At 52.5% G+C, this 22,231-nt stretch carries 22 protein-coding genes and 1 pseudogene; 4 read left to right on the forward strand and 19 right to left on the reverse strand.

Annotation, left to right across the window (positions count from 1 at the left end; all coding sequences use genetic code 11):
* Nucleotides 1–24: 24 nt before the first annotated feature.
* The 7 genes from pelA to NHM04_RS07165 form a co-directional block, all read right to left on the reverse strand.
* Nucleotides 25–1,155 carry a pectate lyase gene (pelA, locus tag NHM04_RS07135; RefSeq protein WP_254266298.1) on the reverse strand — a complete coding sequence of 377 codons (1,131 nt, stop codon included), beginning with the start codon at nucleotides 1,153–1,155 and terminating at the stop codon, nucleotides 25–27.
* Entirely contained in the window at nucleotides 1,155–1,403 is a 249-nt protein-coding gene (locus NHM04_RS07140) for a DUF1244 domain-containing protein (protein ID WP_254266299.1), read from the reverse strand. The genes pelA and NHM04_RS07140 overlap by 1 nt, the downstream gene beginning before the upstream one ends.
* 31 nt (nucleotides 1,404–1,434) lie before the next feature.
* Nucleotides 1,435–1,800, reverse strand: coding sequence for an STAS/SEC14 domain-containing protein (locus NHM04_RS07145; RefSeq protein WP_254266300.1), 366 nt, complete (start codon nucleotides 1,798–1,800; stop codon nucleotides 1,435–1,437).
* A gap of 21 nt (nucleotides 1,801–1,821) precedes the next feature.
* Complete coding sequence (locus NHM04_RS07150; RefSeq protein ID WP_254266301.1) at nucleotides 1,822–2,868, reverse strand: SGNH/GDSL hydrolase family protein; 1,047 nt, start codon at nucleotides 2,866–2,868, stop codon at nucleotides 1,822–1,824.
* 114 nt (nucleotides 2,869–2,982) lie between these two features.
* The gene (locus NHM04_RS07155) at nucleotides 2,983–3,606 is read right to left on the reverse strand and encodes a putative glycoside hydrolase (RefSeq protein ID WP_254266302.1); all 624 of its coding nucleotides are present in this window, start codon (nucleotides 3,604–3,606) and stop codon (nucleotides 2,983–2,985) included.
* A gap of 99 nt (nucleotides 3,607–3,705) precedes the next feature.
* A complete protein-coding gene (locus NHM04_RS07160) occupies nucleotides 3,706–4,080 on the reverse strand; it encodes a VOC family protein (RefSeq protein WP_254266303.1) in 375 nt (124 codons plus the stop codon).
* A 10-nt stretch (nucleotides 4,081–4,090) separates the two neighbouring features.
* Entirely contained in the window at nucleotides 4,091–4,513 is a 423-nt protein-coding gene (locus NHM04_RS07165; RefSeq protein ID WP_254266304.1) for a MarR family winged helix-turn-helix transcriptional regulator, read from the reverse strand.
* Between the two features lie 68 nt (nucleotides 4,514–4,581).
* Here NHM04_RS07165 and NHM04_RS07170 point away from each other — a divergent pair, with 68 nt between their 5' ends.
* Nucleotides 4,582–5,367: a siderophore-interacting protein gene (locus tag NHM04_RS07170; RefSeq protein ID WP_254266305.1), complete on the forward strand. Its 786-nt coding sequence runs from the start codon at nucleotides 4,582–4,584 to the stop codon at nucleotides 5,365–5,367.
* 65 nt (nucleotides 5,368–5,432) lie between these two features.
* Here NHM04_RS07170 and NHM04_RS07175 read toward each other — a convergent pair whose 3' ends face one another.
* From NHM04_RS07175 to NHM04_RS07195, 5 genes are all read right to left on the reverse strand, one after another.
* Entirely contained in the window at nucleotides 5,433–5,960 is a 528-nt protein-coding gene (locus tag NHM04_RS07175; protein WP_254266306.1) for a cytochrome b, read from the reverse strand.
* Nucleotides 5,961–6,025: 65 nt separating this feature from the next.
* On the reverse strand, nucleotides 6,026–6,493 hold the full coding sequence (locus NHM04_RS07180) for a YaiI/YqxD family protein (protein WP_254266307.1): 468 nt from the start codon (nucleotides 6,491–6,493) through the stop codon (nucleotides 6,026–6,028).
* Nucleotides 6,490–7,110, reverse strand: coding sequence for a hypothetical protein (locus NHM04_RS07185; RefSeq protein WP_254266308.1), 621 nt, complete (start codon nucleotides 7,108–7,110; stop codon nucleotides 6,490–6,492). The genes NHM04_RS07180 and NHM04_RS07185 overlap by 4 nt, the downstream gene beginning before the upstream one ends.
* A gap of 387 nt (nucleotides 7,111–7,497) precedes the next feature.
* Nucleotides 7,498–8,286 carry a class III extradiol ring-cleavage dioxygenase gene (locus NHM04_RS07190; RefSeq protein WP_254266309.1) on the reverse strand — a complete coding sequence of 263 codons (789 nt, stop codon included), beginning with the start codon at nucleotides 8,284–8,286 and terminating at the stop codon, nucleotides 7,498–7,500.
* Nucleotides 8,287–8,323: 37 nt separating this feature from the next.
* Nucleotides 8,324–8,806: a DoxX family protein gene (locus tag NHM04_RS07195; RefSeq protein ID WP_254266310.1), complete on the reverse strand. Its 483-nt coding sequence runs from the start codon at nucleotides 8,804–8,806 to the stop codon at nucleotides 8,324–8,326.
* Between the two features lie 147 nt (nucleotides 8,807–8,953).
* On the opposite strand from NHM04_RS07195, the gene NHM04_RS07200 reads away from it, so the two are divergent.
* Nucleotides 8,954–9,853 (forward strand): LysR family transcriptional regulator, encoded by a 900-nt coding sequence (locus NHM04_RS07200; protein WP_254266311.1) that lies wholly within the window; start codon nucleotides 8,954–8,956, stop codon nucleotides 9,851–9,853.
* Between the two features lie 281 nt (nucleotides 9,854–10,134).
* Nucleotides 10,135–11,187, forward strand: a pseudogene (locus tag NHM04_RS17365) (glycoside hydrolase family 11 protein); the annotation flags it as partial.
* 81 nt (nucleotides 11,188–11,268) lie between these two features.
* Here the strand turns inward: NHM04_RS17365 and NHM04_RS07215 are convergent.
* The 7 genes from NHM04_RS07215 to NHM04_RS07245 all read right to left on the reverse strand — a co-directional run bounded on the left by NHM04_RS07215 (nucleotide 11,269) and on the right by NHM04_RS07245 (nucleotide 21,582).
* Nucleotides 11,269–12,678, reverse strand: coding sequence for a DEAD/DEAH box helicase (locus tag NHM04_RS07215; protein WP_254266312.1), 1,410 nt, complete (start codon nucleotides 12,676–12,678; stop codon nucleotides 11,269–11,271).
* Between the two features lie 123 nt (nucleotides 12,679–12,801).
* The gene (locus tag NHM04_RS07220; RefSeq protein ID WP_254266313.1) at nucleotides 12,802–15,174 is read right to left on the reverse strand and encodes a glycoside hydrolase family 127 protein; all 2,373 of its coding nucleotides are present in this window, start codon (nucleotides 15,172–15,174) and stop codon (nucleotides 12,802–12,804) included.
* 80 nt (nucleotides 15,175–15,254) lie between these two features.
* A complete protein-coding gene (locus NHM04_RS07225) occupies nucleotides 15,255–16,202 on the reverse strand; it encodes a family 43 glycosylhydrolase (protein WP_254266314.1) in 948 nt (315 codons plus the stop codon).
* A 17-nt stretch (nucleotides 16,203–16,219) separates the two neighbouring features.
* A complete protein-coding gene (locus tag NHM04_RS07230; protein ID WP_254266315.1) occupies nucleotides 16,220–17,593 on the reverse strand; it encodes an MFS transporter in 1,374 nt (457 codons plus the stop codon).
* Between the two features lie 103 nt (nucleotides 17,594–17,696).
* Nucleotides 17,697–19,199, reverse strand: a complete 1,503-nt coding sequence (araA, locus tag NHM04_RS07235; protein ID WP_254266316.1) for an L-arabinose isomerase — start codon at nucleotides 19,197–19,199, stop codon at nucleotides 17,697–17,699.
* A gap of 26 nt (nucleotides 19,200–19,225) precedes the next feature.
* A complete protein-coding gene (locus tag NHM04_RS07240; protein WP_254266317.1) occupies nucleotides 19,226–19,918 on the reverse strand; it encodes an L-ribulose-5-phosphate 4-epimerase in 693 nt (230 codons plus the stop codon).
* Entirely contained in the window at nucleotides 19,915–21,582 is a 1,668-nt protein-coding gene (locus NHM04_RS07245) for a ribulokinase (protein ID WP_254266318.1), read from the reverse strand. Before NHM04_RS07245 ends, NHM04_RS07240 begins: the two co-directional genes overlap by 4 nt.
* A 152-nt stretch (nucleotides 21,583–21,734) precedes the next feature.
* Here NHM04_RS07245 and NHM04_RS07250 point away from each other — a divergent pair, with 152 nt between their 5' ends.
* Nucleotides 21,735–22,193 carry a CBS domain-containing protein gene (locus NHM04_RS07250; RefSeq protein WP_254266319.1) on the forward strand — a complete coding sequence of 153 codons (459 nt, stop codon included), beginning with the start codon at nucleotides 21,735–21,737 and terminating at the stop codon, nucleotides 22,191–22,193.
* Nucleotides 22,194–22,231: the final 38 nt, after the last annotated feature.

The raw sequence follows: 22,231 nt of genomic DNA on the forward strand, positions 1-22,231 counted from the left end.
TACCCTGAGTTTATTCAATATTTGTTAAGGCTCGGTAGTGGTTCTATTGGCTAACCAACGGGGATAATCCGTGGTGAGGAGCGTCAAAGGCCAGGTGCCGTACCAGTGGTACCCGCTGCGCCTTTCTAACGCAACCTCAGCGAGGGAATTCACCCGCGAGCCATCGCGGTTGGTAAAAAACGGCTCGCTGGCTTTTAAATCGTAAAATCTGGCCCATAAACCTGGGGCCGATGTATCTTCAACTAGGCGTCTGTCAATGCGGGCGGTGTGGTATTCAAAGCGTACCGGCTCGATGGCAAACTCCTCGACTCGCACGCCGGGAATTTTATTGTCATCAAACCAGGCTACAGCGCTATCGACGGCACTGACAATCTCGGAGGAGGGCTCGGGAATCGACATTAAGTACTCCACCACCGCGACACTTTCCCAGGTTTGCAGCGCAGGCAGCTCGTAGCTGCGCGCTGCCACGGGCGCCAAGGTTTTCTCGTGGTACTGGCCGGCCCAAATCGTGGCTACACCGTCTATCTTTATTTGCAACTGCACAATTAACTCGTCACCTTTCGCAAGTGCGCGAGCGGCCGCGTCACGTTTAGCCGCCGGGATAAAATCAAAGGGAAAGTTGCCAGTTTGCACTTGCCGCAAAAATCCCAGCACTCCCGGCATGACTTCATCGGCGAAGGTGATGTAATCGCCGTAATCACGATCAGCCCTACCCGGCGAATGCGGCCAGCCGCCGTTGTCGTACTGCGCACTCAAAACAAAGTCTAAACCCGCCAATGCCGCAGCCCGATATTTGGCATCTCCGGTACGTTGGTAGGCGTGGGACAAATAGGTGATTTGTGGGTAAATATTACGGTTATCAAAACTGGCATCGGCTTGCTTTTTAGCAGCCAGAATTTCTTCTTTCTCCACCTCGGGTAGAATGCGTTGCGGGTGCGTGTTTTCAGGCCAGCCGCCGTTCTCACGCTGATATAGCAGGATGTTATCGGCAATTGCCCGTGTATCGCTTTGCGGGTGCAGCGGAGCATCGAGCTTGTCGGTGCGGTTATACCAGTGATGAATGGCATCGCTAAAGCCGTCCAGCGATACCGGTTCGGCGGCGCTGACATTCTGGCTAAGCGCCAGAGCCACAACAAATGCAGTCAACCGAAACATCAGTCGCGCGGCGTCTGGTACTTTTCTTTCCATTCGGCGTAGGGCATTTTATAAATAATCTCCCGCGCCTGTTCTTTATTTAACTCGACCCCGCGCTCATTAGCTGCTTGCTGATACCACTTACCCAAACAGTTGCGGCAAAAACCGGCAAGCTCCATCAGGTCTATGTTCTGCACGTCTTTGCGCTCGTCGAGATGCTCAAGCAAACGGCGAAATGCCGCCGCTTCGATTTCTGTTTGTTTATCCATTTATTAGCTCCGTAAGCTATCGCTGTAATAACTATGTACCGGCGACCCAATGTGTTGCGCCGCTGAGATTCTGATAGGAGAAGGTTTGAATTTCAGCGGCTACAAAATGACTCGCCAAAGTTTGCAGTATTTTTCCCACGGGAGATTTTGTCACTAAGGCCACGCGCTTAATTTTAGTGTGATGATCCTGCACAAAATTCAAATGTGAAAGCAATGCGGATAGAGAGTCCCAGCCGGGAAAATGCTCGGTATAAATCACGATCCCATTCAGGCCACCCCGCTCATCGATAAACGGGTCTATGATTTTTGCCGCAGACACAAAGTCCGCTTCAGTGAGTGTTCCTTTAGGCTCCAGTATCACCAGCGCCCACTCTTTGTCCAGAGTAACCTCAAGCATTTTCCCACCTCCGTTAGTTGGCTACCAACCTAAATCCTCGCGCAAACGCGCTACCAGTTTGTCGGCCATTCGCCGGTTGGTTATTTCGTTCGGATGCCAGTCGCAACCATAACCATCCTCAGGTTGTATTCGGCCCAAATCAAGTACTGCGACATCTTTATCACTTGCCAATTCATTTAAGTAGTCCGCCTGCAGTGTCCGAGCCTCGCGGCCCAGCATAGGACTGAGAATAAAGTACACCGGGACACCGGCGTAATCGCTGCGCACATCGGCTAACATTTTCGCCATCGCCTGGGGGTAACCGGGCGCACTGCCCTGCCAGAAATCGTTGGTGCCGATATTAATCAGCACCGCATCGGGCCGGTATTTAGCCGTATTCCATGGCGTATCAAAGTCATCGGCCAATGTCAGTTTGCGGCGCTCGGCAATGGTAGGCGACTTTGGCTCCTCTTCACCGTAACTGCGCCATACGCCAATGCCAGACCAGGCAATGGTGTGAATATCGGCGTTTAGCGCGCGAGCGGTCAGGCCTGCATAAGCCTTAAGTGGTGTGCTCGTGTCTTGTGAATATGAGCAATCTTTGCTGTCACCTTCTACACCATATCCCGCAGTAATGGAGTCGCCAATCACTAACAACTGGCGTTCAGGTGCAGCCGGTGCACTGAGCAGTTCACCATCGGTGTCGGGCAATCCATACATTTGCGCCACCCCCGAAAAGGACTCAGCCAAACGGGTTAAGCGCACTTTATGCTCGCCCGCTGCCAGCGATTGCGCCAAGGTGTAGCTTTGCTGCTCGGGCTGAACCCATAGTTCGCGTCCTTTACCGTCTACCTCAAACCAAAACCGCATGGCCTCCGGAACGCTTAACTTAAGCGAGGTTTCGGTACCGTAAAAACGATACTCCACTGCCGACCCCGGCCAGGTGAAGGCGATGGTTTCATCCTGTTGCGGCTGAAAGCGACCAATAAGACGCAGCCGTTCGCTGTCGATTAATTCGTTGGCCGCAACCGTGCAGGCCGCAAGGCTTAGGCACGACACGCTGATTAATTTTGCAAATGTTGTTTTCATAGGGCTCTCTATTTTCTGGTGCAAAGTTATCCGCAGTGGTGGTATGGAAATGAAAAAGGCTTTGGCACAGTTTACCAAAGCCTTTCGGGTTTCAAGTTCACCCTCCGTAAAGATTTATGAATTAGGCACGCAACCCTCTTCACCCTCAGCCATGGGCGCCAAACTAATTTCTACGATATCCAGCTCAAGCTTGCCAGCAGTACCGATAGAAAACGGCCAATTAACTTTACTTAAATCGACACCATTGGCGCTAAAGCAATCCAGTGCGATGGGCAGTGCCATCCACTGACCACGCTTCATGTTTTTGAGATTGTCGGCGACATTTACTTCGGCCTCACAGTCTTCACCGCAGGCCATTTTGACGTTCACCGTTGCGGGCACCTTGGTATTAACTCGCATTGCAATTACCAGCTCAGCGGCTTGCTCGAACTTGCTGATATCCAGCATGCCGCCACTTAAAGTTACACTGCCCCAGTCGTCGGATTTCTTCCACTTCAGACTGATCGCGCCGGGAAAGTCTTTGTCCTTGGCAGAGGTTAAGGTCACCTTACCATTGGCGCTGCGACCACCGTCATCCTCAACGGGCATCCACCAGTTGCCGGGGTCGGCCAACACCCAGTGCCAAGGGTCGGGCGTCTGCCCCTCGGTAAAGTAAATAAAATTAGAGTTAGGACCTTGCTGAGCCCAAGAGAAAGAGCAACTCAGCAGTAAAAACACTAACCAGCTGACACGCAACATAGTTTACCCCTCGTTATTATGGTTATGCAGGTGCGCAGGAGAATGCGCAAATTTAAATATAAAACACGAAATTATATATAATATTTAACTCAGCAAAGGTCAAGCATGAGGTTGTGGCTGGAACAAGCCAAAAGTGTTGCCATCCGGATCCAGGTAGTACGCCTGCCAACAAACGCCCGGCACTTCAAACTTGTCCAACGCAACCTGCCCACCCAGCTCGACAATAACCTCAGCGGTAGCGTCTATGTCCGCAACTTCAATGGAGCAGGTAAAGGCATTGGTCCCACAACCTAAGGGCGGCGTGTCGGTAGGGCGCTCCAGCAAACCGCCGTACATGCCCGCGGTTTTTATACGCCAGTAGGGAATTGGCAGTGAGTCATCCTTGCTGAAGCTCCAATCAAAAACCTGTTGGTAAAACGCCACTAGCACTTCGGGCTGGCTGGCTTGAATCTCAAAATAGGCAATGTTATTCATACTCAGGCTCCTAGGGCGCCAGCATTTTGCGCCCCAAACGAACAAAGGTTTCAGTTTCGCGCTCTGTGAGTTTAGCCAGAAATTCAGACTCTACCGCCTGCTCTGCGGCGCGCACTTTTGTCAGCAGCTCCCGCCCCTGCTCCGTCAGAGTTATCATCTGACTGCGCCCGTCCTCCGGATGGGGCTCTCGCGCAAGCAACCCCTGCCCCTGTAAGTCTTTTAACAACCGGGCGATCTGCGCCTTGTCACGCCCACTGGCGGCCACTAAAGTCTGCGCGCGACACAGGGGCTCGGCGGCAATTAGATGCAGCAATCTCACATGCATGCCGTAGAGCGTAAACCCGGACTCGGCCACCGCCCGCTGACAGCGACTGCGCACCTGGAACGCCAGCTGCCATAACAAATCGCTAAAACTATCTTTCTCTCTTGCCATATTGTTGACTTTATCAACCATAAAGAATATAGTTGACATTATCTACTATTAATTCGAAGGGAGCAAATATGAGCAGACCCGGCCCTCGCATACTCAGTGTTAAGACCGCTTACAACCTTAGCCCCCATATGCGCCGAGTTGTGTTTACGGCAGACGAGCTGGATGACTTTCCCGAGCACCATGAAAGTGCCAACTTTAAACTGTTGCTGCCGCCACCCGGACAACACCTGAATATTGATGCCCTGGCAGCAGGTGATGCTACAAACCGCCCCATCGTGCGCACTTATACGCTGCGTCACTATCATCGCCTGGAGCGAGAAGTAGTGGTTGATTTTCTACTGCACCAACCAGCTGGCCCGGCGTCCAGCTGGGCGGCAACCGCAAAGCCCGGCGATGTGGTCGGCTTCGCCGGGCCCGGTAAACCCAAGTGGATCGACACTAGCGCCGACTGGTTTTTATTTGCCGGCGATATGTCCGCCCTACCGGCCATAGCCGCCAACTTGGAACAACTGCCCAAGCACGCCAAGGGCTACACGGTACTGGAGGTTATTAGCGAGGAAGATAAAGTCCCGCTGCAAAAACCGTCGGGAATTGAACTTACCTGGGTAATTAATCCAAACCCACAGCAACCCACTGACGCACTGATTAGCACAGTGCAACAACAGCCCTGGCTGGGGGGCAATGCGGCGGCCTGGGTAGCGGGAGAATCCGGCGCAATTAAAAAAATTCGCCGCTACCTGAAAGACAGCGGCATTGATAAACGGCGGTTATACGCCAGTGGTTATTGGCAAATTGGCATGACGGAGGATGTGCATCAAGTAGAAAAGCGCAAAGATGCCGAGGCGGAAAGCTGAGCAGGTAGCAAGGGCGGACGGAGTGCGGTGAGCGATCTACCACTCACCGTATCCACTACCTGGAATTAACCCCACATACGCGGCAGTACATCCTGCTCTTTATTGCCGCGGCGATGCCAGAACACCATAAATACATGCCCGATCACTGCCGCCAATAAAATCCAGCCGAGATTACCGTGCAGCAAATTACCCGGCTCGACCATCCAGTCGATACGCCCCTCAAAGCCACTAAATAACGCCACTCCAAAGGCATCAAAGCTGCGCCCTGAACCATACTGACGCAATAGCCCCAGCGCCGGTATAGCGACCAGTAACGCGTACAAGCCAATATGCCCAAGGGTGGCCGCCAGGTTTAACTCTGGAGGGCGACGGCTTAAGTTAACCAGTGCCCAACCTAGGCGCAGCAGCGCCAACACCAGTAAAACCACCCCCAGGGGTTTATGAGTTGACCAAAAAAACTTTTCCAGGGCCGTATCTTCGGCCAATACTCGCGCCAGCACGCCGGTAAACTGCCATAAGATGAGCAGCGCCATAGACCAGTGGAAAAAACGGCTTAACAAGCCGTAGCGATCTTTTGCATCAATTAGAGCCATCACGGTAATTCCTATTCATCATTCGTTTTAAGCATAGCAAGTCACAAAAGGCTCAAGAAGTTTGTTTACCGGGATTTACTTTCAGCGCGGCTGAATTTACTTAACCAGCGATCGAGATGGTTCGCAAACTGCTGTCGATCAGCTTGGCTAAGGGGCGCAGGACCAGACGTTTGAATACCGCTAGAGCGCATGGTTTCTAGAAAATCGCGCATATTCAAACGCGGCTTGATATTAGCGGCGGTAAACAGTTCGCCGCGAGGGCTAAGCGCCTGGGCTCCCTTTTCTATCACCTCGGCCGCCAGGGGAATATCGCTGGTGATAACTAGATCGCCCGCCGCGCAGCGCTGTACAATCTCATTGTCGGCAACATCAAACCCCGCCGACACCTGCAGCGAGGTAATCTGTGGAGCTTGGGGTGTGCGAATAAATTGATTTGCCACTAAAGTAACAGGCACTTTAGTGCGCTGAGATGCACGAAAAATGATATCGCGAATTACAACAGGACAGGCGTCGGCATCGACCCAAATTTTCATAAATCGTTTTCCACAAAAGGCTCCGACGGCAGCCGCTTCTTAATTTCTTCAGGCATTAAATCCTGTGGCGGCGCAAACTCGCCCAAGCCTCTCGACTGACGCTGATTTAACAGCAGTTGATAATAACTCTGCGCCCGTTGCTCAACCAGCTCTTGCTCTTGTGCACTCAGGCTAATGCCCTGCTGAGCCAAAAACTCGGCTCTGCCGGGCGACTCTTCGCCCCGGCGAGCGAGAATGTCCAGCAGCACAAAGTAATCCATCTTTGCCCGGCTGGCTGCAGTGCTATCGTCACTGTGACGCGCCTTTTGATAATTAACAAAGTGCGAATCACTCAACTTTTGCAGCGCTTCAACCGAGCCCAAAACCGCCGCAAGATGCCAATAGTGCCGGGCAATTTTATCGCGCCCAAGCTTCTCCGCCCGCTGCGCCAAAACCTGACCGGCCAGCATATCACCACCTTCCAGCATGGCCTCCAATGTGGGCTCATCGTAATCGCGATAAGACTCGTAGTCGGCGTCGCTGAACTCACCACGGCTGCGCTGATAAGCCTCAAACCGCACCAACCAATTGGGGTTATCCGCTACATACTCCCGCGCCAACGAGACAAGCTCATCCATGCTTGTTACGCGCGCAGCTGATGATTTGGATGCAGCCTCGGAGGTAACCGATCCCGTTTTAGAAATTTCTTTGTGTGCTTTTGGCTCATGGCTATTTGGCGCAGAAGTCAAAGGTGAAACAGGACCAGCGGGCTTTTGCCAGTAGATCACATAGCAGGCATAGGCCACCGTCGCCACAAGGGCGAGAGCAACCACTACCCTTAAAACCAATTGCATTCCAGTCTCTGTTTTGCTGGCCATGTTTATTCTAATCCATAGGGCACAAGCCGTACTACCAGTGGCATAAAAGCTCGGTATTAACTTTACTCGCAAGTTCAGAATCAGACATAAGCCGCAGCAACCCCCATTTTTTTAGCAGTCCCTTATAGGCTTCAGAATTACGAGCCACTACCACTCAATCATAGCCGCCGACTTACCCAGAATGGGCACGCCACTGTAAGCACTGGCCCGCTGATTGGCCAGTCCGGCGCACACCATTAGAGGCATTAAATGCTCAGCCCGCGGATGACAGAATTGCGCATAAGGAGCACTTTGCCACTGACGTAAGCTTTCCAACCGCTCGCTTTCGGCGTAGTCGGGATTGGTACAAATATCTTCAAGCCACGTTTCAAATGCTGCGTTTTTCTGCGAGGACAAGTGACTGCCTGAGAAGAACTCACGCATATTGTGAAAACTGAACCCTGAACCTATTACCAGCAAACCTTCCTGGCGCAAGCCCCTCAGGGCTTCGCCCGTGGCGATATGCTCGGCTGCATTCAGATTCTGCATCAGCGACAACTGCACCACGGGAATATCAGCCTGCGGGTACATTATTTTTAACGGCACAAACACTCCGTGATCCAGACCACGTTCTGAATTTTGCCCAGTATTAAAACCTGATGCCGTTAACACATCCGCAACCTCACCTGCCAAGGTTGGAGCCCCCGGACAAGGGTAAGCAATCTGATACGCCTCGTCGGCAAAACCATAATAGTCGTACTCAAGACTCGGATTTGCACTTGCGGTAACAGTAGGCACCGACACTTCCCAATGGGCACTGATCACCAATATCGCTTTAGGCTTGGGAAGCCTTGAGGCCAATTTCTGTAGGTAGCCAACCATTGCGGCGTGTCCGGAATCTCCCAACAACGGCAAGGGACCACCGCCGTGAGAAATAAAGATAATATTCTGGCTCATACAATGGCCCCCCGGCCTATATTCACGCAACCCAAACTTAAGCGGCAACCTTTAAACGAGAACCACTTGAGCGACCGGATTGGCGGCGTGCCCAAAGTTGATCGAGCGACACTGATCCCGCACCGCTAAACGCCAAAGATACGCTAGCGGCCAACAAAGCCAGTGCGAATTCATAGCCGTTGTTACTCATAAACAAGCCGTTGCCCAAGTGCACAGTGACAATAGCCACCAACATGGTAAAGGCGCTGACAATCGCTGCTGGACGGACCAGGAGCCCCAGTATTAAAGCGGCGCCGCCAAAAAACTCTGCACTACCTGCCAGGCCAGCCATCACATAACCGGGGGCCAGACCAATGCTCTCCATCCACTGCCCAGTGCCCTCAATACCGTATCCGCCAAACCAGCCAAACAACTTTTGCGCTCCATGGGCCAGTAAAATAACACCCACAGGCACCCGTAAAGCCAATGCACCCAGCCCTGCGTCGGATGCAATCAGTTTTGTAGTTAAAGATGCGTTCATGCTTTTTCTCCTAGTTAATTGTGTTTACCGCTGCACCGCAACGGTATGACATCAATTTACTATCCACATCGAAAAAGAATAAGATGCCTATCATTGGCTTATTATCAACACAGTGTTGCTAATAAAAAATGCTTTGGGAGTTTAGTCATGGATCGTCTCGACGCTATGCGCACCTTCGTTACTGTGGTCAGCGAAGGCAGCTTTACCCGCGCCGCCGCCAAATTGAATATGTCGCCGCAGCTGGTCAGCAAATATGTATCGCAGCTGGAAGATCACCTGGGGCTTCGCCTGCTGAATCGCACCACGCGCAAGGTTCACCCGACCGAAGCGGGCAGCCAGTACAGTGCCAGAGCCCTGCTACTGCTGGAGGAACTTGACGATCTGGAAAACCAGCTGGGGGATTATCAGCAAAGTGCGCAGGGGGTTTTGCGCCTGTCGGCTCCCGTATCTTTTGGCACCAGCCACCTGCCGGCCCTGCTTATGGATTTTCAGCGTGCACATCCTGCTGTGGCGGTGGATGTAAAACTGGATGATCGCAAGGTGGACATTGTGGAGGAAGGTTTTGATGTGGCGCTGCGTATTGGCGCGTTGAAAAGCTCTTCGCTGATTGCCCGCCACCTGGCGCCGATACGACTGGTGACCTGCGCCTCACCCGCCTACCTGGAAGAACACGGCACCCCCATGAACTTACAGGCGTTAAAAGGTCACCACTATTTGCGCTATAGCTATATGGATAATAGCGATTCGCCTGTACACCTAGCTCTCGTGTCACAGCGGAAAAGTCCTTTTACCTGCAATAATGGCGATATATTACTGCAAGCGGCGATAGACGGCGCTGGTATTGTGATTCAGCCAACTTTTATTGCAGGCCCTGCGCTAGCGCAGGGAGACCTGAAAACTGTATTACCCGAGTATGATCCCTCGCCACTGGGGCTTTACGCCGTGTACGCACATCGCAAATTTCTGCCGAGCAAGGTCCGCGCTTTTATCGATTTCGCCGGGGGCTACTTTGACTCCCCGCCTCACTGGGATAATTTCACCCTGTAGCATTAGCGTTACCTACTCTTTTATACGGGGTTAAATTTGTCTTGCTGTGACATACACTACAATGACAGCGATGTCATATGGTTATTTCGACCAAAAGCATATAGTCTCATTGACAACAATGCTTTTCCCACCTAAGGTGCAAACCACTTAATCGGATAAATCTTATAAGCAGTCGGTTAAGTGTTATCAATTCTGCTCGATGTATCGCAGATAAAGCCCACGCCTTGCCTCTATAAGCGGTATTGGTTAAGGCACCTATCTGGAGAATAACCATGACAATAATGAGAGCATCAACAAAAACCTTTGCACACGCTAAAAAGCTCGCTACGCTCGTCGCAGCCACTACCGCCCTATGTTTTGTCAGTGGCACTCAAGCACAGACACTAACCAGTAACCAAACCGGCACGCACAATGGTTACTACTATTCGTTTTGGACTGACGCACCAGGCACAGTATCAATGACGCTTGGTTCCGGCGGCAACTACTCATCACAGTGGAGCAACACAGGCAACTGGGTAGGCGGTAAAGGGTGGAACCCCGGCGGACGTCGTACCGTCAACTACTCCGGCACCTTTAATCCCTCGGGCAATGGCTACCTTACCCTCTATGGCTGGACTACGAGCCCTCTGGTTGAGTATTACATTGTCGATAACTGGGGTACCTATCGTCCCGGCGAAAGCGGCACCTACTATGGCACCGTGTACTCCGATGGTGGCACCTACGATATTTATCGCACCCAAAGAGTCAATCAACCCTCTATTCAGGGGACAGCGACTTTTTATCAATACTGGAGTGTTCGCCAGCAAAAACGCACTGGTGGCACCATCACTACAGGCAATCACTTCGACGCCTGGGCCAGCCACGGCTTAAATCTGGGTAATCACGATTATATGGTGATGGCTACCGAAGGCTATCAGAGCAGCGGTAATTCCAATATCACCTTGGGTTCAAGTGGCGGCGGAAACAATGGCGGTGGAGGTGAAAGCATCACCGTCAGAGCGCGGGGCGTAAGTGGCAGTGAACACATTAATTTGCGCGTCGGTGGAGCGACCGTAGCCGATTGGACCTTAAGCACCAGCTTCCAAAACTATACTTACAATGGCAGCGCCTACGGCGATGTGAATGTCGAATACGATAACGACGCCTCGGGTCGTGATGTGATTCTTGATTATGTCACCGTGAACGGAGAAAACCGCCAGGCGGAAGATATGGAGTACAACACGTCGACTTACGCCAATGGTGAATGCGGTGGTGGCTCTTACTCCGAAACCATGCACTGCAGTGGTGTGATTGGCTTTGGCCACACCGATGACTGCTTTAGCGGCAGCTGTAATTAAGGGGTAAACGGCATGCGGTGAACGGGTGACGGGGAACGAGAAATTTACGTTCACCGTTCACCGTTCACCGTTCACCGGCTATTTTTTTCCTTCCCCACCCTGGCGGGCAAAAGGTTTTACTTTTCCGCCACCATTGCCTGCTTTCTTTTTCTGCCAAAAGCTTTTTTTGGCGGCAGGCTTTCCATCATTATTTTTTGCCTCTGGCTTGCCAGAGTCGGTATTCTTATTGCGCCCTTGCGAAGGTTTTTTAGGCTTATTACCAGATGGTTTTTTATTGCGCGGGTTACCACTGCGCGAGCGATTATTGCGCGCGCCGCGTTTTTCCAAACTGGATTCGGGTAAGGCGTGCTGCGGCTCAAAACCGACGATAAACTCACGCGGCAAGATGGTTTTAATCAACCGCTCAATTTCACTGAGCATATCGAACTCGTCAGCACTTACCAATGACACAGCAGCGCCCTCGGCGCCAGCGCGACCGGTGCGGCCGATTCTGTGTACATAATCTTCCGCAACCTGCGGTAAATCAAAGTTCACCACCTGGGGCAGCTGGTCAATATCCACGCCGCGTGCGGCAATATCCGTGGCCACCAGAATACGCACTTTATTGGCTTTAAAATCGGCCAGCGCGCGGGTACGTGCCCCCTGACTTTTATTGCCGTGAATCGCTGCAGCCTTTAAACCAGCGGCATCCAGCTGCTTCACTAATTTGTTAGCGCCGTGCTTGGTGCGGGAAAACACCAACACCTGATGCCAGTTGTTGGTTTTAATCAGTTCAATCAACAAACTGGTTTTTTCTTTTTTGTCTACCGGATAAATCCACTGCTTAACCCGGGTCGCGGTACTGTTGGGCGGATTAACGGTAATTTCTACCGGGTTATGCACAATAGTCTTGGCCAGCTGGCGAATCTCGGGGCTGAAGGTAGCCGAGAACATCAGGTTTTGCCGCTTGCTAGGCATCAGCGCCATAATTTTGCGGATATCGTGAATAAAGCCCATATCCAGCATACGGTCGGCTTCATCCAACACCAGAATTTCCAACGCATCAAATTTAACCGCACCCTGCTGATACAAATCCAGCAGGCGTCCGGGGGTGGCCACCAGAATATCCACACCGCCGCGCAGGCGCATCATCTGCGGATTAATCTTTACCCCACCAAACACCACCGTGGACTTAATAGGCACATAGCGACTGTACTGCGCCACATTGTCCCCGACCTGCGCGGCCAATTCACGCGTTGGGGTCAGCACCAGGGCTCTCACCTGATTACCCGGCGGGCGTTTGCCACCTGCGCTTTGGCATAAGCGCTCGAGCATGGGCAGGGTAAAGCCGGCGGTTTTACCGGTACCCGTCTGGGCGGCGGCCATCACATCCTGACCTTTTAATACGGCGGGAATCGCCTGGGCCTGAATGGGTGTTGGGGTGTCATAGCCCTGTTCGGCAACGGCTTGTTGGATTTCGGGGGAAAGGCCAAGTTCGGCAAAGATCATAGAGGGGAATTCTGAATTAACGAAAGGGGCGCGAAGGATACAGTAGTGGCTGAATAATAGCCAGTTAATGCAGATAAAAGAACGTCCAACCGCCCGCTGAAACGGGCGGTTGGCAGGTTAGGGTTAATCGGTGCTGTTAGGCATGTCTGACAACAATCGAACCCCGTAAATACCGCCAGCGACGGAGTTTTCAGCCGCGACGAACTTCAACTCATGCTTACCCTCTGAACCCAGTGCCAGCATCTGCTCTGGAATCGGATACTCCACGGTATAAAACTCTGCCCCATGCTCGCCGCTTAAGGTCACTTCTGCCAGCGTTTTACCGTTAAGCTCAATAAAGAAATGCCGTCCGGTGTCGCCACCGAAGTAGGTGATCTGCAAGATTCTGGCTTGACCGTCCGGGTCATTCATCTGGTAGCTGAACCAGTCGTGGGCGTGGCGCCAGTGACGGCCAAAGTTAACCCCGGCTTCACTTTCACTCCCTTTAAAGAAGTGATCGGATTCCGGCTGCTGCTCACCCGGTGCGACTTTATCCACGGTCACCGCTTCTAAGGCTAAGTTAGCGACCTCTTCAGCGGCGCGCTTCTCGCGTAAAGCGTTAATATTCTCCGGGGTACTGTAGGGCCAGTAGAGCATATAGCGCGACTCGTGCACGCGGAAAAACGGAATCAACTCTACGTTTTGGTAAGACTCGGGCTGAATCAACTCAGAGGCCTTAAAGCGTAACTCGTCATCTGCAATACGCGTAATCTTATCGGCAAAGTTAGTGTCCTTCGCCACCAGCATCGGCGCCTGCTCAATTGGGCAGCGCTCGCCATCGGCAATGTGCCCCATGCGGCTGGCATCGGAGTAGTAGTTAAGTACCTCATCTTTAAACGGCGAAGTTTTCGCAGACAGCACGATCGGCCCGTGCATCACCGCATAATAGTCAGAACCATCGGGCAGAGCTTCCAAATGGGTTTTCATTGGTAGTTTAAGCTCTACTACATCGCCCTTTCGCCAGTCTCGGTCAAGCTCGATGTATTGCCCCGCCGAGGCGTCAACCGCAACCGTTTTGCCATTAACAGTGACTTCGGCATCCGCGGTGGCCCACTGCGGATAGCGCAGTTTCAAAGTCACATCCCCGGCCTTTTCAAAGGTGAGACGGGTGGAGGAGCGATCCGGAAATTGCGTGCTTTGTGTTAACACAACCCCTTTGTCCTCCCAATTAAGAGTCGAGGGGATGTATAGATTTACCAGTAAATCATCGTCTTCGTGAGCATAGATAAACTCGCCGTACTTAAAGTGGTTCTCAATCCCCGACCCCACACAGCACCACATTCCTTGATGCGTTTCTGAGTACTTGCGGTAATGGTTAGGGCGCATAGGCGTAAAGTACACCAGGCCACCGGTATCGGGATGCTGAGACGACAAGATGTGATTGTAAAGTGCGCGCTCGTAGTAGTTCACGTAATCGAGTGAGGTATCGCGGCCGTACAACAACTTGGTTAATTTAAGCATGTTGTAGGTATTGCAGGTTTCGGGCCCCTCAATCTCTTCGATCATCGGATCAAAGTCATCTTTGTCGTGGAAGTGTTCGCGCACGCTGTTACCGCCAATGGCGACACTGCGCTCATTCACCACCGTTTCCCAAAAATACTCCGCCGCCTGGTGCCAGGAATCGTCACCACTTTCCTGCGCCACGCGCTCAAAGCCGACAATTTTAGGGATTTGCGTATTGGCGTGCAGTCCGGTCAGCTCATCGCGCTTTTGCTCTAAGGGGTTAAGGATTTTCTTGTGGGAAAATTGCTTCGCCAGAGTCAAATACTTTTTGTCGCCGGTAATCTCATACACATCGGCAAAGGTTTCGTTCATACCACCATATTCAGTGGTCAGCATTTGCTCGATTTGCTCGTCGGATAAATCGGCTACTAGATTATCAACCCAGTCGGCCCATTTGATCATCATCCGCTTGGCCTGTTCACTTCCGGTATACAGGTAGGCATCGCGCAGCCCGGCAAAAATTTTGTGCAGGTTGTACCAGGGTACCCAGTATCCGTTTAAGGCAAACAGGTCCGCGCGAATGTCACCCTTGGCGATTTCCTGCCAAAGCTTATCGCTATTGGGTACACCGCCTAAATAACCATTGCCGTTGGCGTTTTGCGCGCGCTCTAACTCGTCCAGCACATACTGCAGACGCTGCTGTACATCTTCCCGACCGGTAGCGGCATAGGCAAGGCTCAGCGAGGTCACATAATGGCCGCCGATGTGGCCATCGAGGCCGGTATTTTCCCAATTACCGTAGCTGGCTGTTTTAGGTGTTAAACCCGCTTCTCGCAAATAAGGCGCCAGTAGCCGATCCGGCGACATAGTCATCACATACTCAAGATTTTTATTCTGCGCATGGGCAAAAGGGCCGTCGTTTACACGCACCTGATCAATGTCGAAGTAGTCAACCGCATCGGCACTGCTACTAACAACCGCCATAGCGGCGCAAAGGACAAGTTTTTTTATCATGGTTCTGGACCTGTTTATACCGATTAAAAAAAGGCCCGCAAAGCGAGCCTGAAGGTTTGGTTCAGTGGATCTGCACCAAATTAATCATCTAATGCCGCATCGCCAAAGATCGGCATACCGTCCTCACCCCACTTAAGCTTTTTCACAAAAGTGTGACGGTTGGGATCCCACAATGGGTCGCCCTCAATTTCGGTGTAGGTGCGGGCATGGTAAACCAGCAAGTCGGTCTCGCCGTCTTCAGCTTTGGTAAAGCTGTTGTGGCCGGGGCCAAAGATATTGTAGTCGGGGCTGGAGCGCAGCACCGGCTCTTTGGACTTGGTCCAGCTCGCGGGATCCAGCAAGTCGGCATTTTCATCGGCCCACAGCAAACCCATTGCGTAGTTTTCGTCGGTAGCACTGGCCGAGTAAGTCATAAAGATCTTACCACCGTGCTTCACGATAGACGGCCCTTCGTTTACCCAGAAACCAATAATTTCCCAGTCGTACTCGGGGATGGTCAAACGCACAGGCTCGCCATCAATTTCGGTGGGAGTTTTCATGGGGGCGATGTACAGGTTGGAATTACCGCGAATACCCTCTTCCTTTTGCGCCCACACATAGTAGAGAACGTCTTTGTGCGTAAACGTCGTGGCATCCAGACAGAAGGTATCAATGCCCGAATCGATCTGTCCCTCAAAGGTCCACTCACCCGCTACCGGGTTGTCGTCTTTACACGAGATGGCGTACATCCGGTGCTGGAACAAATCGTTTTTGATTTCGCGCGAGGATGCCGCAGCGAAATACACATACCAGGCGCCCTGGTTGAAGTGAATCTCGGGCGCCCAAATCAGGTCGCTGTAAGGACCGGTATCTGGCTTTTTCCATACCATTACCGGCTCAGCGGTGGCCAGCTCGGCAATGGTTTTGGCGCGGCGCAATTCAACACCGTCGTAAGCGGGCACACTGGCGGTAAAGTAGTAATAGCCGTCGGTGTGCTTGTAAATGTGCGGGTCGGCCCGCTGTTCAATTAACGGTTTTAATACAGTCACTGTTATCTCCGAAACTGTTAGGTTGTCTCTTCAATGGTGTAGTCGGGCGCTTCCGATTCAATCTCGCCGCGCTCCACCATCTCGTTGTAAAAGCGATCGGTAATTTTGTACTTGTAAAGCACCAAACCCAGCAAGGTGTGAAACACCCCGGGTATCACGGTTAGCATCAGGGCAATACCGGTCAGAGCAAGCTCGGTTTGTTGTTCACCGGCTTGATAGCCGAAAAAGGTCAGCAGCAGACCGGTAATAAAGCCCGCCAGGCCTGCACCGGCTTTTTGGCAAAAAGAAATACCGCCAAATGCCAAGCCTGAAACTCGCTTGCCGGTTTTTGCCTGACCATAGTCCACCGCCTCGGCAATGGCGGACCAAAATACTGGCGCGTGCAAGTCCACGACAAAAGACAGAATCACATAGAGCACAAAGGCCAGGGCAATATCGCCTGGGGATACGGCAAAGTACATCAACAGGCTAATGACACCCACTAAAATTTGCGAATAGCGAAACAGTTTGACCTTACAGTAGCGTTTGGTAATCCAGGTAGAAGCCACCATGGACGCAATAGACGCGGCAATACCAGCACTGGTAAAGGTCGCCGCCATACTTTCACTACCACCTAAGTAATAAATGGTGTAGTAAAAGGCCACCCCACCGCGCATGGCATAACCCAGAGTCCCCAGCATGCAGCAGGCCGCAAGTACCAACCACTGATCGTTCTTGAGCAGCAATTTCAATTGCTCGCCCAGTGGCTTTTTATCCACCACATGCTCAACACGTTCGCGGGTGCTCGCAAAGCAAAATAGCAAAAGCCCCACCCCCACCAAAGACATAAAGCCCATAGCCAGCTGATAGCCTTTAGCCGCGTTGCCGTCGCCCCACATGGCGGCCAGCGCTGGTACCGACGCTACAATCACAACATTGGCAATTTTCGCGAAGAACATGCGATAGCCGTTGGCAGACAAGCGCTCTTGTGGATCGCTGGTAAGCACACCGATGTAAGAGATATAGGGAATCGCCACACCGGTAAACATTAAGGTGGCAAACAGATAAGTCACATAAGCCCAGACTAATTTCGCGTTGTAGGAAAAGTCGGGCGTGGTAAACAAGAGAAAAACTGCGAACCCGTAGGGAACAGACAAATACAAAAAGTACTGGCGAAAACGCCCCCAACGGCTTTTGAATTTATCGGTCAGCATGCCCATCAGCGGGTCGCTGAGCGCATCGAGAAAACGGGCGGCGAGAAACAAGGTCCCTACATGGGCGGGCTTAAGGCCGAAAATGTCCGTATAAAAATACTGCATAAAGTAGAACATGGCAGCGATCATTACATTGACCGACATATCACCCGCGCCAAAACCTACTTTTTCTACAACGGATAGCTTTTCAGTTTTCATTATTGTTTACACTCTTAACGGTGACAGGTGCACCAGTTGTTTACGACTGGCACACCCCATACAGCAAAAAGCCGGCGCCATAGCGCCGGCTATAAGATTGGGCTTATACGCCCTTGCTCAGGTGATAATAAACAGCGTTGTGGCGCAACTCGTTTTTGAAATCGCGCAGCTTGGTGTCATTATCAATCACTACCGCTTCAACACCCGCCATTTCGGCAAAGTCGATGATCTGATCGGTGGTTACCGCCTGGCTGTACACACTGTGGTGCGCGCCACCGGCATGAATCCACGCGGCACCTGCCACGGCCAAATTGGGTCGCGGCTCCCACAGTGCGCGACCAACCGGCAGGTTAGGCAGATCTTTCGGTGGGGTTACGGTATCCAACTCGTTAATGATCATGCGGAAACGGTTGCCCAAATCCACAATCGAAACATTCAGAGCAGGGCCAGGGGTACCGTTAAAAATCAAACGGGCGATGTCTTTGCGAATACCAATGGTGTGCAAAGCCACTTCAACACGAGGCTTGTCCTGAGCGATGGTAGGACAAACTTCCAACATGTGCGCGCCCAGTACCTGGTCGCTAGAGCCAAAGTTGTAGGTGTAGTCTTCCATAAAGGAGGTGCCACCTTCTTTGCCCAACGCCATAACTTTAACCACGCGAGTCATGGCTGCGGTTTTCCAATCGCCTTCACCACCATAACCATAGCCTTTCTGCATCAGACGCTGCGTGGCAATGCCGGGCAGACCAGTAATGCCATGCAAATCTTCAAAGTTATTGGTGAAAGCTTTAAAGCCGCCATCATCCAAAAACTTCTGCATGGCAATTTCCAGGCGCGCTTCATTGCGCAGCGCTTCAAACTGATGCGCGTCGTTCAACAGTTCGGCCGGTACATCGTATTCGGCTTTGTATTGTTCCACCAACGCATCAATATCCGCATCGGCGACTTCATTGGCCACAGCGGCCAGATCACCCAGACCAAACGCATGCACTTCGTAACCAAAATCCAGTTGCGCCGAAACTTTACAACCTTCGGTCACCGCAACCTGACGCATGTTGTCGCCGAAGCGAGCCACTTTCAGGCCCTGCGCTTCGTCCCAACCCATGGCCACACGAACCCAATCGTCAATTTCTTGCTTAACACGGTCAGTGTCCCAATGACCCACCACAACGCGACGGTCGTGACGCATACGCGCACCAATAAAGCCAAACTCGCGGTCACCGTGAGCGCTCTGGTGCATGTTCATGTAATCCATGTTGATTTCGCCCCAGGGCAACTCAGCGTTAAACTGAGTGTGCAGGTGCATGTAGGGCTTGTTCAGCGCCTTCAAGCCGGCAATCCACATTTTGGCGGGCGAGAAAGTGTGCATCCACAAAATCAGGCCCACACAGTTTGGGTCTGAGTTTGCACGCAGGCACACATCGAGAATATCTTCTGCGTTTTTAACCACCGGCTGAAAACGCACATTGGCAGACAATTTATCAGAGGCAGTTAAACCGGCGGCGACTTGCTCGCTGTTTTTACCCACCTGCTCCAGTACTGCGGGGCCGTACAAGGTTTGTGAGCCTGTTACCAGCCATACTTCTTTATCACCGTAAATTTTCATTTTCTTATCCTGCAAATCTTAGTGGATCAATTCTGCCCGTAGTAAGCGTTCTTGCCGTGCTTACGCAGGTAGTGTTTATCGACAATGCCTTGTTTTAACGGCTGCACGTCCTGCTTCAACGTGCGGGTTAAATAGGCCATTTTGGCAATTTCTTCGAGGATTACCGCGTGATACACCGACTGCGCCGCATCTTTACCCCAGGTAAAAGGTGCGTGTCCGGCGATAATCGCCATGGGTGTTTCCACCGGATTTTTGTCTTTAAAGCAATCGGTAATCTGAACGCCGGTTTCTTCCTCATAGTCACGCTCAATTTGCGCGTCGCTCATCACCGCCGTGCAGGGGATTGAGCCGTAAGCGTAATCGGCGTGTGTGGTACCAAGGCACGGAATAGGCTCTTGCGCTTGCGCCCACGCGGTCGCATAAGTGGAGTGCGTGTGCGTCACGCCGCCGATGCTGTCAAAGTGGCGGTACAAGTGGGTGTGGGTTTTGGTGTCCGACGACGGACGCATGTTGCCCTCAATCACATTGTTTTCCAGATCGACCACTACGATGTCGTCGACCTTCAAGTCTTCGTAAGCGACGCCACTGGGCTTAATTGCTACCACACCTTTATCGCGGTCGATCTGGGATACATTACCCCAGGTGTACACCACCAAATTGCGGTGGTGCAGCTGCATATTGGCCTCGTAGACTTCGCGTTTTAACTCTAAATAACTCATGACTTATCTCCTTCGGCAAACTGACCCAGGGCCTGGTAATGACGGTAGAGGCCGTCGTACACCTTGGCCGCCTCGCCGTTGGGCTCATAGGTTTTACATACTTTCGAGCCCATCACTTTTTGCGCACTGGCTACATCGGGGTGAGCGCCGCCGACGGTCGCCGCGAAGATGGCAGCGCCCAGAGCGCAGCTTTGGTCACTGTCCAATACATCGATGGGACAGTTCCAGACATCTGCACAAGTTTGCATGACAAAATCGGATTTTTTCGAGATGCCGCCAATGGCCACCACACTCTCTACCGCCACGCCTTCTGCGCGAAAACGCTCGATAATAGCGCGAGCGCCGAAAGCGGTGGCCTCAACCAGCGCGCGAAAAACTTCGGCCGCCCCGCTGCCCATTTTCAGGCCTGATATAGCACCGGCCACGGTCTGATCGGCATCAGGGGTTCGACGACCATTAACCCAGTCCAGAGCCGTAACACCACTTTTACCAGCGGGAATAGCTTGTGCCGCAGCGGACAATTCAATCAACGCCTTGTCGTCCAGTTCGGCCAGCAGCTTCTGTTTGCTAGCGTCATCAAGGACATCGGATTGCTCGATAATGGCAACCGCTGGGCCGTTCACCAGCTTTTTAAACCAGGCGTAAAGATCACCAAAGGCCGACTGTCCTGCCTCCAGGCCAATCATGCCGGGAATCACAGAGCCATCCACCTGGCCGCAGATACCGCGCACACAGGTATCGCCAATGGCTTCGGCGCTGGCGATGGTGATATCGCAAGTCGAGGTACCCATTACCTTGGTTAACACGCCGGGCTGAACATTGGCCGCAACCGCGCCCATATGGCAATCAAACGCCGAGAAACCCACCGGAATACCGGCCGGCAAGCCCAGCTTTTGCGCCCATTCGGCGGTCAGCTCGCCCACTTTCTGATCGGCGGTAAAAGTTTCTGTCGGCAGGCGCTCAACCAGACCATCGAGGATCGGGTCGACACCGGCGAAGAATTCGTTGGCCGGGAAGCCGCCCCAGCTCTCGTGCCACATGACTTTGTGGCCCGCGGCGCAGCGACTCATGCGGAAGGCATCCGGGTGGGTGGTGCCGGTTAAAACGGCCGTCATCCAATCGCAGTGTTCTACCCACATGTGCACGGCGTCTTTTACCGCGCTGTCAGCGCGCATCACGTGCAGCGCTTTCGACCAATACCACTCGGACGAGTAAATACCACCTTCGTATTTAAGGTAGTTGGGCTCGCTGCGGTTGGCAGCGGCGGTAAACTCGGCCGCCTCTTTCACCGCAGTGTGATCCTTCCACAATACGAACATGGCATTGGGGTTTTCGGCAAACTCCGGCTTAAGCGCAAGCGCCACGCCGTCGTTGTCCACGGCCACGGGGGTGGAACCTGTGGTATCAAAACTGATGCCGACTACCGATTGAGCTGCGCCGTCTGGCGCCTGGCGCCACAGATCGGCGAGCACCTGTTCGAGGCTCTCGAGGTAGTCCAGCGGATGCTGACGAAACTGATCGGCAGCGGGCTCGCAGTACAAGCCCTTGGCCCAACGGGGGTAGTTCACCACGCTGGAGGCTACTTCTTCACCGGTAGCGGTATTTACGAGCAGTGCTCTAACTGAATCGGACCCATAATCCAGGCCCAAGGCATAAGAAACCATAAGACAAAACCCTGATTGGCACCCCAAGAGAGGGGTACTTTTTATTTTGTATTATAATATTATCCGAATAGATGCTTTCCTTGTCAAATATTTATTGGCCCTGACGGGCGAAACCCTGGTATACACTCATACCATGATAATTAGGAAAGCGTATGTCTGCCCGAACCGCTAAAGATGTCATGACCACCCAGGTACTCTGCGCCTATGAGGGCTGGGCCATCCAGAGGCTGGATCATTTTCTCAAGCGCCATGAACTGGCGCGCGTCCCCGTTATCGCTTCAGACCATCAGTTGGTAGGAAGCGTGAGCAGTGCAGACATTTACTGCTTGATGCAGATGGATGAAACCTATCGCGCCCAGATGGTAAATGATAACTTTCGCCGCAACACTGGTCACGACGTAGACAATCTGGACGAATTAACCCAGTGGACTCGCCGCGCCCACGTGTACTGCACCGTACACCAAATTATGCAGCCCGACGCACTGCAATTAGATGAAGGCGTCAGTATTGAGCTGGTACGCCAAACCCTCAAACAGGCCAAGGCCAATGTGCTCTGGTTAACTCGCAACGGCCTTCTAAGCGGACAGATCAGCGCCCATCAGCTTTTATAATGCGACTCTTTGTCGCAGGACCGCCCCGTACAATTGGG

It is taken from the genome of Gilvimarinus sp. DA14 (assembly GCF_024204685.1).
GTDB lineage: Bacteria > Pseudomonadota > Gammaproteobacteria > Pseudomonadales > Cellvibrionaceae > Gilvimarinus.

Coding starts and splice junctions, on each gene's coding strand:
- NHM04_RS07155 (WP_254266302.1), bottom strand. CDS start 3,606: ATGTTGCGTGTCAGCTGGTTAGTGTTTTTACTGCTGAGTTGCTCTTTC.
- NHM04_RS07230 (WP_254266315.1), bottom strand. CDS start 17,593: ATGAAAACTGAAAAGCTATCCGTTGTAGAAAAAGTAGGTTTTGGCGCG.
- NHM04_RS07220 (WP_254266313.1), bottom strand. CDS start 15,174: ATGATAAAAAAACTTGTCCTTTGCGCCGCTATGGCGGTTGTTAGTAGC.
- NHM04_RS07245 (WP_254266318.1), bottom strand. CDS start 21,582: ATGGTTTCTTATGCCTTGGGCCTGGATTATGGGTCCGATTCAGTTAGA.
- NHM04_RS07165 (WP_254266304.1), bottom strand. CDS start 4,513: ATGGCAAGAGAGAAAGATAGTTTTAGCGATTTGTTATGGCAGCTGGCG.
- NHM04_RS07175 (WP_254266306.1), bottom strand. CDS start 5,960: ATGGCTCTAATTGATGCAAAAGATCGCTACGGCTTGTTAAGCCGTTTT.
- NHM04_RS07160 (WP_254266303.1), bottom strand. CDS start 4,080: ATGAATAACATTGCCTATTTTGAGATTCAAGCCAGCCAGCCCGAAGTG.
- araA (WP_254266316.1), bottom strand. CDS start 19,199: ATGAAAATTTACGGTGATAAAGAAGTATGGCTGGTAACAGGCTCACAA.
- NHM04_RS07240 (WP_254266317.1), bottom strand. CDS start 19,918: ATGAGTTATTTAGAGTTAAAACGCGAAGTCTACGAGGCCAATATGCAG.
- NHM04_RS07145 (WP_254266300.1), bottom strand. CDS start 1,800: ATGCTTGAGGTTACTCTGGACAAAGAGTGGGCGCTGGTGATACTGGAG.
- NHM04_RS07215 (WP_254266312.1), bottom strand. CDS start 12,678: ATGATCTTTGCCGAACTTGGCCTTTCCCCCGAAATCCAACAAGCCGTT.
- NHM04_RS07190 (WP_254266309.1), bottom strand. CDS start 8,286: ATGAGCCAGAATATTATCTTTATTTCTCACGGCGGTGGTCCCTTGCCG.
- NHM04_RS07150 (WP_254266301.1), bottom strand. CDS start 2,868: ATGAAAACAACATTTGCAAAATTAATCAGCGTGTCGTGCCTAAGCCTT.
- NHM04_RS07250 (WP_254266319.1), top strand. CDS start 21,735: ATGTCTGCCCGAACCGCTAAAGATGTCATGACCACCCAGGTACTCTGC.
- NHM04_RS07170 (WP_254266305.1), top strand. CDS start 4,582: ATGAGCAGACCCGGCCCTCGCATACTCAGTGTTAAGACCGCTTACAAC.
- pelA (WP_254266298.1), bottom strand. CDS start 1,155: ATGTTTCGGTTGACTGCATTTGTTGTGGCTCTGGCGCTTAGCCAGAAT.
- NHM04_RS07195 (WP_254266310.1), bottom strand. CDS start 8,806: ATGAACGCATCTTTAACTACAAAACTGATTGCATCCGACGCAGGGCTG.
- NHM04_RS07200 (WP_254266311.1), top strand. CDS start 8,954: ATGGATCGTCTCGACGCTATGCGCACCTTCGTTACTGTGGTCAGCGAA.
- NHM04_RS07140 (WP_254266299.1), bottom strand. CDS start 1,403: ATGGATAAACAAACAGAAATCGAAGCGGCGGCATTTCGCCGTTTGCTT.
- NHM04_RS07185 (WP_254266308.1), bottom strand. CDS start 7,110: ATGGATGAGCTTGTCTCGTTGGCGCGGGAGTATGTAGCGGATAACCCC.
- NHM04_RS07180 (WP_254266307.1), bottom strand. CDS start 6,493: ATGAAAATTTGGGTCGATGCCGACGCCTGTCCTGTTGTAATTCGCGAT.